Origin of the sequence: Formosa sp. L2A11 (assembly GCF_009796865.1) — a bacterium.
In the GTDB taxonomy this organism is placed as follows: domain Bacteria; phylum Bacteroidota; class Bacteroidia; order Flavobacteriales; family Flavobacteriaceae; genus Formosa.
In genome coordinates, this window is record NZ_CP047028.1 from 861,379 (window position 1) to 875,754 (window position 14,376).

The following is a 14,376-nucleotide window of genomic DNA, read 5'->3' on the forward strand; positions in this document are numbered from 1 at the left end:
AATAAACACTGAATTTCATGACACAATTCAACTTTAAAAAGTGGAATACCATCTTAGGCTGGGTCGCTTTTGCCATTGCATTAGTAACCTACGGACTTACTGTAGAACCTACAGTAAGCTACTGGGATGCTGGAGAATATATTTTAACTTCTGCCAAACTTCAAGTGGGTCACCCACCAGGAGCTCCTTTATTTCAAATGCTTGGAGCCTTTTTCTCCATGTTTGCTTTAAAACCTGAACAAATCGGTATCATGATAAACTTAATGAGTGCTGTAGCTAGTGCATTCACTATTTTATTTATGTTTTGGACAATAACTTTATTATTAAAAAATATTATTTCCAGACATGATCCGCTTTCAAAATCTAAAGCCATGGCTATTCTTGGTAGTGGTTTAGTTGGAAGTTTAGCTTTTACATACACAGATTCATTTTGGTTTAACGCAGTAGAAACAGAAGTGTACGCCATGGCTACATTAATGATGGCCGCCATGTTTTGGTTAGGTTTACGTTGGGAGCAAGATATGGACACGCCTCGCGGAAACCGTTGGTTAGTTTTAATTGCCTTTGTAATTGGATTATCGTTTGGAGTTCACTTTATGGGATTATTAACTATTCCAGGGATTGTACTTGTGTATTATTTTAAGAACTACAAAACCATTACAGTTAAAAACTTTATTATAGCAAATGTAGCTGCGGTAGCAATTTTATTATTCATCTTTAAATTACTACTTCCTAATGCGCTAAAATTCTTTAGTACTTCAGAAATATTCTTTATTAATTCTATTGGACTTCCTTTTAACTCAGGAACCATTATAGCAGCAATTGTACTTATAGCAGCATTTTACTTTGCCTTAAAATACACACGCCAAAAAGGATATGTACACTTAAATACTTTAGCATTGTGTTTGTTATTTATTTTTATAGGATTCTCTTCTTGGATGATGCTTCCTATTCGTGCAAATGCAAATGTTGTTGTAAATGAAAACAACCCGTCTGATGCTCGTGAATTATTAGCCTATTATAACTTAGAACAATATCCGGAAACACATTTATTTTACGGACCACAATTTACAGACCAATATGCTGGTTTAGACGAAAACAATCCTTATGTAGACGATAAACCTAATTACGAAAAGGATGAGGCTCAAGGAAAGTATGTTATTGTAAACGATTATAAACGCGCTAAACAAAATTATAATTCTAAGCATGCTTCTATTTTTCCTAGAATGTGGAGTTCGGAACACGCAAAAAATTACATGATGTTTACTGGGTTTTTAGATTTTAGTTTGAAACCTGAATACCAAATGGAAAACCAATTGCGTACATCGGTTACAAATTTTAAAAACGATGTTGCTCAGGGCAATGTAGACTTTGATGACTATAATAGCTTCTTAACACAATTTGGTCAGTATTTAGATATAGAAAAACCATCTTTAGCAAGCAACATTGTATACATGTTTCAATATCAGTTAGGCTATATGTACTGGCGTTATTTTATGTGGAACTACGTTGGAAAACAAGATGACATTCAAGGACGCTACGACGATCACGGAAACTGGTTAAGTGGTATAAACTTTATAGACGAATGGCACTTAGACATGCCACAAACTAACTTACCAAGCGATGTTAAAAACAACAAAGGACGAAACACCTATTATTTCTTACCGCTACTTTTAGGACTTATTGGTTTATTCTTCCTATTTAATAAAGACAAAAAAATGTTTTGGGTACTATTTGTATTCTTTCTCTTTACAGGAGTTGCCATACAAGTATACACCAATGTTAGGCCTTTTGAACCTAGAGAACGTGATTACTCGGTTGTAGGATCTTTTTATGTATTTGCACTTTGGATTGGTTTTGGAGTCTATGCCATTTTCGATGCTCTAAAAAAACACATCAAAACACCTTTATTAGCTCCTGCTGTTACTTTAGCTTGCCTAATACTTGTGCCGGCAATAATGGCTGCAAACAACTGGAACGACCACGACAGATCAGATAAATACACTGCACGCGCTATGGCCAAAATGTATTTAGACTCTTGTGCAGAAAATGCCATTCTATTTACCATTGGAGATAACGACACATTTGCTTTGTGGTACGCCCAAGAAATTGAAGGTTACCGTACAGATGTACGTATTGTAAATACAAGTTTATTCCAAACAGACTGGTATATAGATCAAATGAAACGTAGAGCTTACGAGAGCGATCCTATCCCTTCTCAGCTTACACATAAACAATATCGTTATGGTACACGCGATTATATTATGAAACGTGTAGTCTCTAAAGACACCATGGATCTTAAAGATTTTATGAACTTTGTGGGTAGCGATAATCCTAAGACTAAATTTAAGTACATCTTAGAAATGCAAGGAGAAGATCCAAGCTATTATCCTACACAACTACAAAATTCTAATTATTTCCCTGTAGAAAACTTAACTATAAATGTAGATAAGCAAGCAGTGTTAGATAATGGAATTGTAGCTAAAAAAGATGCTGATAAAATTGTAGATAAAATCAATTTAAAAATCAATAATAGTGCTTTAATGAAAAACCGATTATTGATGTTAGATATCGTTGCAAATAACGATTGGAAACGCCCTATTTACTTTACTGGAGGTAGTTTTGGTGACGACGATTATTTATGGATGAAGGATTACCTTCAGCTAGACGGTATGTGCTATAAATTGGTTCCTATTAAAACACCTGTAAACAAAAATAATCCGTTTGATATGGGTCGTGTAGACTCAGATTTAATGTATAAGAAAGTTAAAGAATGGGACTGGGGTAATAGCGGAAGTCCAGATATTTATCATGATCCAGAAACCCGTAAAAATTCTATTTCTTACAGAGGAAACTTAGCCAGATTAATGGAACAGTTAATCAACGATAATAAATTTGACAAAGCAGAAGATGTAGCAGATATTGCAATGAAAAACATGCCTGTAGACTACTTTGGATATTACACTCTTCTAGAACCTTATATTGCCGGCTATTATGAAGTAGGCGCAAAAGAAAAGGCTAGACATTTATTTAAAGAAGTTGCTGCTAAGTATCAAGAAAATTTAAATTATTACAGCACTTTAAGAATTGAAAAACAGTATGATATTGCTGAAGAAATTGTGACAAACATAGAACGTTACAAATCGTTAGTAGATGTCTTATTACAACACGATGATGAATTTGCAAAAACCGAAATGCAAACGTTTAACAGCCACTTAAAGTTATTCGAACACTTTTATGGCGGAAGCAGACAACAACAAACTGAAGCACCTCAACAGCCCACAGAATTAGGCACGCAGTCTAACTCTGACAGCACTGTGGTACCAGTAGAATAATTATAAATTTATTATGGGATTAATTCCTGTTAAAACACCTAATTTTATAAAAGGCATATTTCCAAACTACGTTTGGAATATGCCTTTATTAGATAAAAAAACCATCTATATCACATTCGACGATGGTCCGCATCCAGAGATTACACCTTGGGTTCTTAAAACACTAAACACCTATAATGCAAAAGCCACTTTTTTTTGTATTGGAGATAATGTTAGAAAATATCCAGACGTATACAAGGATACCAAAGCAGCCGGTCACGCTATAGGAAACCACACTTTTAATCATTTAAAAGGATGGAAAACAAATACAGATTTTTATATACAGAATGTAGAAAAAGCAGCCGAATTAATTTCTTCAAAATTACTTAGACCTCCTTACGGAAAGATAAAAAACAAGCAAGCTAAACTATTAATGCAACAAGGTTATCGCATTGTTATGTGGAGTATTATTTCTTTTGATTGGGATAAAAATCTAAAAGCGGAAGCGTGCCTAAAAAATGTAATTAAGCACACTAAAGACGGACACATAATTGTGTTTCATGATAGCGTAAAAGCATCAAAAAACATGCAATATGTATTCCCAAAAGTATTAGAGTATTTTAGCAAAAAAGGATATGATTTTAAATCATTATCTTTTTAAAGAAACTTTTGTACAATACCAATAAGTGTATTAGCATCTTGTTCGCCACTATATCGCCATTTCATTTCACCGTTCTTATAAACAATTAATGTGGGCAAACCTTTTACACGAAGTGCTTCAGCCAACTCTTTGTTTTTTTCAACATCAATTTTAATCACCTTTGCTTTATCTCCAAGAGCAGCTGCTACATCTCGTAAAACAGGATGCATGGCTGCAGATTGTTCATTCCACTCGGTAAAGAAGTTTAATAATACCGGAATATTAACATCTATTAAATCCCCGAATTTTGACATATTTTAATATTTTAGAGCATTTTTTGTTACGTTATATTTCTTATTTTTTAACCTAAAAGATTAATAAAACAAGGACTTTGCTCATGTTTTGTAACATAAAAATAAGCATTTCTAATTTAATAATTACATTTATGTTAAATTATGCATTTTCTGGACCTTTTTTAAGCTCTATAACCGTAATTTCAGGCCAAATCCCAACACGACCAGGAAAACCTAAGAAACCAAAACCACGATTTACATTTATTAATTGCCCTTTCACCTTATAAATACCTGCCCAATATTTATAACGCCATTTTATAGGACTCCATTTTACCCAACCAGGAATTTCAATACCAAACTGCATACCATGCGTATGCCCGCTTAACGTTAAGTGATAATGATACGGATCGTCCAGAACTTTATCTTCCCAATGTGAAGGATCGTGGCTCATTAATATTTTAAAATCGTTAGCATTAATCTTAGAAACCGCTTGTCTTAAATTACCTGCTTTTTTAAAATGACCTCTTCCCCAGTTTTCTACACCAACAAGTGCAATACGTTCTCCGCCTTTTTCAAGAAACCTGCTATCGTTTAAAATAAGGACGAAACCAATCTCTTTTTGTATGGTCTTTAAATCTTCTAAATTCTTAGCTTTATCAGCTTTAGAATCCCATTCTACATAATCGCCATAATCATGATTTCCTAAAACAGAAAACTTTCCATCTTTAGCTTTTAATCTTCCAAAGGTTTCTTTCCACGGAATCATTTCCGAAGCAAGATTATTCACCATATCTCCAGTAAACAAAATCGTGTCTGACTCCTGTTCATTAATTAAATCTACCGCGTATTCAATCTTCTCTCTATTATCGAAACTTCCGCTGTGAATGTCACTAATTTGAGTAATTCTATACCCATCAAAAGCAGCAGGTAAATCTTCAAAATGTAACGTATATTTTAAAACTCTAAAATCGTATTTCCCTTTAAAAATTCCATATAACAAACTTGCGAACGGAATAGCAGCTAAACCTATAGCGACTTTACTAATAAACGCTCTACGTTCTGGAAAATAACCAGACTCTTTTTTCTCTTTTCTAAAATAACAATATACCCCTTTTGGAAATCGCACCAAGTCTTCTACCCCTAAAACAATCAATACAATTAATTTAGGAACCAAAACAACCAACAAAAATCCAAACGCATAGCTTTTCGCATGTGTAAGCACTTTTAAATGACTAGGGTTAAGAAGTATTTGATAAATAAAATTCCCTAAAACCAAAGCACTTAAAAACCAATACACAAAATAAATAACACGATGTTTTGTTATGGTTTTAAAAGACTGAAAAGAATACCAATCTAGGAATATATAGAATGCAAAAAACAGAATCCAACGTAACATAATTATGAATTAAAACACAAAATTAAATATTATGGTTTGAATGATTCCTAGTAAAACGTTAAAGCTGTATTGTCTAGGAATAATAGATAAAGTTAACAGCGAAATAACCTAAAACCACTTTAAAGTAAAATCGACTAATTTCTGTTTCAAGTTGGTGTACGGCGGAAACAAAAACTCGATACTTCCTTTAGTATGTTGTTTTAATACCGAACGCATATTCGAGAATTCTTGAAAACCAAAAATACCATGAGCTTTTCCAATTCCGCTATTATTACTCCCTCCAAATGGCAAATAATGATTACTGTATTGTAAGACATTTGTATTAATGCATGTGCTTCCGGCTCGCGTATTATCTATTACAAATTGGGTTTGCTTTTTATTTTTACTATACACATACAAAGCTAAAGGCTTCTCTTTAGAGTTAATATAATCTATAGCTTCCTGCATATTGGTGTATGTTTTTATTGGTAAAATAGGTCCGAAGATTTCCTCTTGCAATAAAGAAGCATCTTCTGGTAAATTAGAAATAATAGTAGGCGCTATAAAATTATCTAATTCTTGAACGTCTCCGCCTAGTTCTATTTTAGCATTATGCGTTTTTGCATTTTCTATATGATTTTGCAAACGTTTAAAATGTCTATCGTTTACAATTCTAGCATACGCATTAGATGTAGATGCATCGTTTCCAAAATAAGATTCTATTACAACCTTAAAAACGCGTATAAATTCATCTTTTACATCTTCATGTATTAAAACATAATCCGGCGCAATACAGGTTTGCCCATTATTTACAAACTTACCCCAAGCAATTCGAGTCGCCGCAGCTTTAAGATTGGCAGATTTATCTATAATTGTTGGCGACTTCCCTCCCAGCTCTAAAGTTACCGAGGTTAAATGTTTAGCAGCTGCTTTCATAACTACTTTACCAACTTGCGGAGAACCGGTAAAAAAAATATGATTAAAAGGCAATTCTAATAAAGCAGTAGACACTTCTACTTCGCCTTGAACCAAAGCAATTTCGTTTTCAGAAAACAGTTTTGTAATTATATCGCTCATGACTTGAGCAATATTAGGCGTTAATTCCGAAGGTTTTAAAATCACGGTATTTCCAGCTGCAATGGCAGAAACTAATGGCCCGAAAGTAAGATTTAAAGGGAAATTCCAAGGCGAAATTATTAAACATACACCTTTAGGCTCGTGAATATACCAAGAAGACGCCCCCAATAAAGCCATTGGCGTAGTTACTTTTTGGTGCTTCATCCAGCCTTTTAATTCCGATTTTACATATTTAATTTCACCTAGAATAGGATAAATTTCGGTAAGATCTGTTTCTAGAAAAGGTTTCTTAAAATCGGCATATAGAGCCTCTCGAATCTGATCTTTAAAATCGACTTCAATAGCCTGTTTTAGAGCATTTAATTTCTTAATTCGTTCTTTATACGTCGCGTTACCAACGGTAAACTGATTTGCTTTTTGGGCATTGAAAATATTTTGAAAACGATTCATCTTTATTATTTATTTTACTCCAGAAAGTCCGTAATTACTCAGACCATTAACAAACAAGTTTGCTAAAAATTGTGCCATTTCATCCTTAGAAGATTCAAAATAATGATGATGCAAACACACAAACAATTCTGATGCCGAAGATATAGCAACCAAACTAAACATTTTAAAATATTTATTATCGGCAAAAGCCACTTCAGGAAATCGCTTTAAGTCTTCTTGCATATTAATAACAAGACTTAATATACTATCGCTACCATAAGAAATACTCCGAATTTGATTTTGATTATTTTTATGAAACAGCATCATGTCTTCGGTACTCACCAAATCTAAATAGGCTTTAAAGGATGCATATAAAAAATCGTAAGCCGTTTTAACACCAACTTGAGCTTGCTTCACTTCAAAATTAATTTTGCAATTCAATTCGTCTAGAATTTCACAAAACACATCTTTAGGTGTATTAAAATAATTATAAAATGTACCGCGACCAATGCTACTCCGCTCTACAATATCGCTAATAGACGTGTTTTCTAATCCCTTTTCAGAAAAGAGATTAAGCGAAGCTTTTATAATACGCTCACGCTTTTCCATTTTATTCCTTTCTCGCCTACTCGTCTGCATATTGCAATCTCTAATTTATGTGAGAAAATAAAAATACATAATTCAGACTAAGCATCCTACATTCTTATAATTTTAACCCTTTACATCTTATTTTTTAGCACATCATTCAAAACGACCTTTCAAATATTGCCGTTCTTGATTTTAATTCTGAATACCAAGCCTTTTTTTGTAGTTTTGACATTCTTTCAAAATCAAAACCATGTCAGAACAAAAACGTCTATTTTTAGTTGATGCTTATGCCCTTATTTTTCGTGGCTATTATGCTTTTATAAAAAACCCAAGAATCAACTCTAAAGGCTTAGATACATCGGCTATTTTAGGATTTACTAATTCCCTTTTAGACGTTATTAAACGCGAGCGACCAGACCATTTAGCCGTGTGTTTTGACAAAGGTGGAAGTGCAGATCGTGTAGAAATGTTTGAAGCTTACAAAGCCAATCGAGATGCGACACCAGAAGCCATAAAACTAGCTGTGCCTTACATTTACGACATCTTAAAAGCCATGCATATTCCTATTATGGTTAAGGAAGGTTTTGAGGCCGATGATGTGATTGGAACGCTTGCTAAAAAAGCAGAGATTGAAGGTTATAAAACCTTTATGGTAACGCCAGACAAGGATTTCGCACAATTGGTTTCTGAAAACATTTTTATGTACCGCCCTGTGTTTGGTGGTGGTTACGAAACTTGGGGCATCCCAGAAGTATTGAAAAAATTTGAAATTGAACGCCCTGAACAAGTGATTGATTTTCTTGGAATGATGGGAGATTCTGCCGATAACATTCCTGGACTTCCTGGTGTTGGAGAAAAAACAGCCAAGAAATTCTTAGCACAATACGGCAGTATGGAAAACCTTTTAGACAATACACACGAGCTAAAAGGAAAAATGAAAGAGAAAGTTGAAGCCGCAAAAGAGCTTGGATTGTTATCTAAGAAATTAGCAACCATTATGCTTGATGTGCCTGTAGATTTTGATGCAGACGATTTTGAAATGTCTCATCCAGATGTAGATGCCGTAAAAGGCATTTTTCAGGATTTAGAATTTAGACGCCTTGTAGATAGTTTTGAAAAAATATTTACAGTAGAAACCGAAACGCCAACAACAGAAACCACAACTAAAGCAGCACCAACAGCATCATCTGCTGGCGCTGGACAATTTTCTTTATTTGGCGGAGATCCTGCACCAACTTCAGATACAGAAACAGCAACAGAAGATCCCAACCAAAGAAAAACAGCGGGAAACACAAGTCACCTCTACCAAAGTGTAGCAACAGGCATGGCTACTAAATTATTCTTAAAAAATCTAATTAAACAAACCAGTGTATGTTTCGATACAGAAACCACAGGTTTAGATCCCCTTACTGCAGAATTAGTTGGCATATCCTTTTCTTGGGAAGTTGGCAAAGGCTTTTACGTACCTTTTCCAGAAGACAAAACAGAAGCTCAAGAATTAATAGAATTACTTCGTCCGTTTTTTGAGTCGGAAGACATTCAAAAAATTGGTCAGAATTTAAAATACGATATTAAAGTCCTTCGTAAATATAACATCACCGTAAAAGGTAAATTATTCGACACCATGTTAGCGCATTATCTTATTAATCCCGATATGCGTCACAATATGGAAGTCTTAGCCGAAACCTATTTAAATTATACGCCAATTCCTATTGTAGATCTAATTGGTAAGAAAGGGAAAAATCAGTTATCAATGCGACAAGTTGCTATTGATAAACAAACCGAATATGCAGTTGAAGATGCCGATATTACACTGCAACTTAAAGAACATTTTGAAAACGAATTAGGAGAAGCCAATACCCAAAAATTATTCGACGATATCGAAGTACCTTTACTTCGCGTACTTGCCGATATGGAATTGGAAGGAATTAACTTAGACATTCCGTTTTTAAACGATTTAGCCATTGCTTTAAACGACGATATCGCTTCACTTCAAGACAAAATATTTACCGAAGCTGGCGAAGAATTCAATATTGCATCGCCTAAACAATTGGGTGAAATTTTATTCAATAAACTCAAGTTAGTCGATAAACCTAAAAAAACCAAGTCTGGGCAGTTTGCAACCTCAGAAGACATTTTATCGTATTTAGCGAAAGACCACGAGATTATTCAGCATATTTTAGACTATCGCGGACTCGCAAAACTAAAAAGCACCTATGTAGATGCCTTACCACTACAAGTAGAGCCAACAACAGGACGTGTGCATACAGATTACATGCAAACCGTTGCTGCAACGGGGCGTTTAAGTAGTAATAACCCGAATTTACAAAACATTCCTATCCGTACCGAACGTGGTCGCCAAGTTAGAAAAGCCTTTATTCCGAGAAATGAAGAGTACACCTTACTTGCTGCCGATTACTCGCAGATTGAACTTCGTATTATCGCGGCTTTAAGCCAAGAGGAAACCATGATTGAAGCGTTTAAAAACGGTGAAGATATTCATGCCTCCACCGCGGCTAAAGTGTTTAATGTGCCTTTAGAAGAGGTGACCAGAGAACAACGTAGCAATGCGAAAACCGTGAACTTCGGAATTATATATGGGGTGTCGGCTTTCGGATTAAGCAACCAAACCGATTTATCTAGAAACGAATCTAAAGAGCTTATCGATACCTATTACAAAACCTATCCGAAGCTTAGAAATTACATGAGCGAGTTAATAGATTTTGCTCGCGATAATGGTTATGTACAAACCGTTTTAGGGCGTCGTCGTTATTTAAAAGACATCAACTCCAGAAATGCTGTGGTTCGTGGTGCGGCCGAACGAAATGCCGTAAACGCGCCTATACAAGGAAGTGCGGCCGATATTATAAAACTGGCCATGATTAATATTCATGAGAAATTAGTCGCTGGCGAGTTTAAAACAAAAATGCTACTGCAAGTACATGATGAATTGGTGTTCGATGTCTATAAACCCGAATTAGAAACCATAAAAACACTAGTAAAAACTGAAATGGAAAACGCCTTTATAATGGATGTTCCGTTGGATGTAGAAATTGATACTGGTGATAACTGGTTGGAGGCGCATTAATTAATGAAAACCATTCTTGTAACTTGTGCTATCATAAAATTTGACACTAAAATTCTAGCTGTTCAAAGAAGCGAAACTATGAAGCTTCCTTTAAAGTGGGAATTTGCAGGAGGAAAAATTGAAGCAGGAGAATCTGAAGTCGATTGTATTAAAAGAGAAATTTTTGAAGAATTAAATATTCAAATTGATATCAAAGCAAGGCTGACTCCTGTTACGCATCAATATTCAGATTTTAAAATTAAATTAATTCCTTTTGTTTCGGAATACCTTTCGGGTGAATTAAAATTAAGAGAACATTCTGACTTCTTGCTTGCTAATGAAGAGGAATTGCTTAATTTAGATTGGGCTGAAGCTGATTTGCCTATTCTAAAAGAATTTATTGAACTATGAATCAAGGCATTTATGAAGAATTAATTACTCAACTTATTAATGAAAAACTAGGCGAACTTGATAAAGATAAATTCTTTTTAAAGAAAAGCTTAATTGATAAAGAAGAAGCATCTAATATTCTATCTAAACACTTAGCTAGAACATTAAAGCAAGCTTTTGATGTCGTTGGTAAAAACAAGGTCGATGAACAAATTAAAATAGCCAACAAAATAATAATTTTACTAAAAGAAGAACTTAACAAACAAGAGTTTGATGAAGACTTAGTAAATATTGAAGGTAAAATTTTAAAAGCGGTCTTTTCTAAAACAGATGCTCATTTTTCAGACCTAAATCTTCACCTTAAAGAAATAACTCCGTATACAACATTAACCCAAAGTGAATTATTTACTGGTGGAAACGGAGGATTATCATTAGAAAGTGAACTTAAAAAAGAAATACTTTCTTCTAATCAAATAAACCTATTAGTCTCTTTCATAAAATTTAAAGGCATCATTATTCTTGAAAAAGAATTAAGAGAATTCACAGAACGTGGTGGAAAATTAAAAGTTATTACTACGACCTATATCGGGGCCACCGATTATAAAGCAATTCAATTACTTGCTAAACTCCCAAATACAGAGGTTAAAATATCATACAACACTTCAAATGAGAGGTTACATGCAAAAGCATACTTATTCTACAGAAATTCAGGTTTTCACACAGCATACATTGGTTCTTCTAATTTTTCAAGATCGGCTTTAACAGATGGTTTAGAATGGAATTTAAAAGTAACTACTAAAGAAGTAAGCCATATAATAGACAAATTCCAAAAGACATTTGATGCCTATTGGCAAAGCGATGACTTCGAATTATTTGATAATTCCATCCACAAGGAAAAACTTCAAGAGGCACTAAAACAGAATAAGTTTAGTAAACCTTATGAGAACACAGCTGCTTTTTTTGACATTAAACCATTTCCTTATCAAAATGAAGTTTTAGAGAAACTAGAAGTAGAAAGAACTATACATAAAAGATATCGCAACCTTGTAGTTGCAGCCACCGGAACGGGAAAAACAGTCATTTCTGCTTTCGATTATAAACGATTTAAGCAAGAAAACACATCATCAAAACTTCTTTTTCTTGCTCACAGAAAAGAGATACTTCAAAAATCACTTTCAACTTTTCAAGGTGTTTTAAGAAATAACAATATTGGAGAATTATGGGTAGATGGACTTGTCCCTGATAATTTTGAATGTGTATTTGCTTCTGTTCAAACGGTAAACAATCAACTAAAAAATAGTAATTTATCAGAGGACTATTACGATTATATAATTATTGATGAATGCCATCACCAAATTGCAAATAGCTATAGAGAAGTAATTAATTATTTTAAACCCAAAATACTACTTGGCCTTACGGCAACACCTGAGCGAATGGATGGTGGAGATATTTTGGAGGATTTTGACAACAAAATTGCAGCAGAAATAAGGTTACCGGAAGCCATGAACAGAAAGTTACTATGCCCTTTTCAGTACTTCGGAATCACAGACAGTATTGATTTAACGCATATTAATTGGGTTAGAGGGAAATATGTTGCTAGCGAGTTAACCAATTTATACACTAAAAACGATAGAAGAGTTCGAGAAATTATTGATGCTTTAGAAAAGTATACAAAAGATATAAATGATGTTCGTGCTTTAGGGTATTGTGTATCTATGGAACACGCAAAATACATGGCAGAAAAATTCACTTTAGCAGGATTTAAAGCCGATTATTTAACAAGCGCAAACACTAAAGACCGTGTTTATATTCGTCAAAAACTAGAAAAGAAGGAAATTAATTACCTCTTTGTTGTCGACATATTTAACGAAGGTGTAGATATTCCTCAAATCGATACTATTTTATTTTTACGACCGACAGAAAGCTTAACCATTTTTTTACAACAATTAGGAAGAGGCTTGAGGCTCTATGAAGAAAAAGATTGCTTAACTGTGTTAGACTTTGTTGGGAATTCTAAACCTGAATATAATTTTGAAAATAAATTTAGAGCATTAATAGGGAAAACAAACACAACCGTTGTTAAAGAAATTGAAGATGATTTTCCTCACCTTCCATTAGGATGCTCCATTATCTTAGAAAAAAAGACAAAAGAAACAATTCTTAAAAATATTTCAGCAGCAACATCATTAAATAAATCTAAGTTAATTCAAAGAATTCAACAGTTTCAACATGACACACATCTACCGTTAACGATTGGTAATTTTAGTCGATTTTACAATATTCCATTACAATCTATTTACAAAAGAGGAAGTTGGAAACGCTTATGTCAATTAGCAGGAAGAATAAACGTAGCAGGAAGAATAAACGATTTTCATTCTAAAAATGAAAAAGCAATAGTTTCAACAATTTCAAATAAATGGCTTTCTACAAATTCATTAAGCTACTTTAGTTTCATTTTAAAAATTGCAAAACTAGATTTCAACATAAAGATTTCAGACTATAATTCAAATGAAAAAACAATGCTTCTAATGCTACATTATGACGTTTGGCAGAAGGAAGGCGGTTTCGATTCATTAGAGAAGAGTATACATGCAATAGGAATAAACACTGTTTTAGTTGAAGAAATAAAAGAAGTTCTAGAAATATTGATTGAAAATATTGATTTCAAAGAACTACCTATTCATCTCCCTTATCAACAACCTTTAAAATTACATAGTCGTTACACTAGGGACCAAATTTTAACAGCATTTAATCTTAGTAGCTTCAATAAAAAATCATCTAATCGAGAAGGTACAGCTGAAAACAAAGATTTAAACACAGAAATACTATTTATAAATCTTATAAAATCGGAAGAAAATTTTTCACCAACTACGATGTATGATGATTATGCTGTAAATGAATTACTCTTTCATTGGCAAACACAAAATTCGGCCAGACCAGATTCAGGCAAAGGCTTATCCTATGTAAAACACAAAGAAACTGAAAAAAGGGTACTACTTTTTATCCGAGAAAAAGCAAAAAACGAATTTGGAAATAGTTTAGGTTACGTTTTTATTGGTGAAGGCGAATTGAAAGATTTTCATGGTTCGAAACCAATGAATATTAATTGGGACCTTAAAGAACCTATGCCTCATTATTTATGGAAAGATGCGGCAAAACTTTCTGTCGGTTAGATTAAGTGTTTCAACTTCCCAAACAAATCC

The 14,376-nt window shown here is 33.7% G+C and carries 9 protein-coding genes; 5 read left to right on the plus strand and 4 right to left on the minus strand.

The window, feature by feature from the left end:
• The first annotated feature begins 17 nt into the window (after positions 1-17).
• Positions 18-3,335, plus strand: a complete 3,318-nt coding sequence (locus tag GQR95_RS03840; RefSeq protein ID WP_159021908.1) for a DUF2723 domain-containing protein — start codon at positions 18-20, stop codon at positions 3,333-3,335.
• A gap of 13 nt (positions 3,336-3,348) precedes the next feature.
• Complete coding sequence (locus tag GQR95_RS03845) at positions 3,349-3,975, plus strand: polysaccharide deacetylase family protein (RefSeq protein WP_159021909.1); 627 nt, start codon at positions 3,349-3,351, stop codon at positions 3,973-3,975.
• Here the strand turns inward: GQR95_RS03845 and GQR95_RS03850 are convergent.
• From GQR95_RS03850 to GQR95_RS03865, 4 genes are all read right to left on the minus strand, one after another.
• Complete coding sequence (locus GQR95_RS03850; protein ID WP_159021910.1) at positions 3,972-4,268, minus strand: co-chaperone YbbN; 297 nt, start codon at positions 4,266-4,268, stop codon at positions 3,972-3,974. The genes GQR95_RS03845 and GQR95_RS03850 overlap by 4 nt on opposite strands.
• 139 nt (positions 4,269-4,407) lie before the next feature.
• Positions 4,408-5,643 (minus strand): metallophosphoesterase, encoded by a 1,236-nt coding sequence (locus tag GQR95_RS03855; protein ID WP_159021911.1) that lies wholly within the window; start codon positions 5,641-5,643, stop codon positions 4,408-4,410.
• 108 nt (positions 5,644-5,751) lie between these two features.
• Positions 5,752-7,149, minus strand: coding sequence for an aldehyde dehydrogenase family protein (locus GQR95_RS03860; protein ID WP_159021912.1), 1,398 nt, complete (start codon positions 7,147-7,149; stop codon positions 5,752-5,754).
• A gap of 9 nt (positions 7,150-7,158) precedes the next feature.
• Complete coding sequence (locus tag GQR95_RS03865) at positions 7,159-7,767, minus strand: TetR/AcrR family transcriptional regulator (protein WP_159021913.1); 609 nt, start codon at positions 7,765-7,767, stop codon at positions 7,159-7,161.
• A gap of 199 nt (positions 7,768-7,966) precedes the next feature.
• Here GQR95_RS03865 and polA point away from each other — a divergent pair, with 199 nt between their 5' ends.
• Genes polA through GQR95_RS03880 form a run of 3 tightly spaced genes read left to right on the plus strand, consistent with a single transcriptional unit; the run spans position 7,967 to position 14,346 of the window.
• Positions 7,967-10,804 (plus strand): DNA polymerase I, encoded by a 2,838-nt coding sequence (gene polA, locus GQR95_RS03870; RefSeq protein WP_159021914.1) that lies wholly within the window; start codon positions 7,967-7,969, stop codon positions 10,802-10,804.
• Between the two features lie 3 nt (positions 10,805-10,807).
• A complete protein-coding gene (locus GQR95_RS03875; RefSeq protein WP_159021915.1) occupies positions 10,808-11,194 on the plus strand; it encodes a (deoxy)nucleoside triphosphate pyrophosphohydrolase in 387 nt (128 codons plus the stop codon).
• Positions 11,191-14,346, plus strand: a complete 3,156-nt coding sequence (locus GQR95_RS03880; protein ID WP_159021916.1) for a DUF3427 domain-containing protein — start codon at positions 11,191-11,193, stop codon at positions 14,344-14,346. The genes GQR95_RS03875 and GQR95_RS03880 overlap by 4 nt, the downstream gene beginning before the upstream one ends.
• Positions 14,347-14,376: the final 30 nt, after the last annotated feature.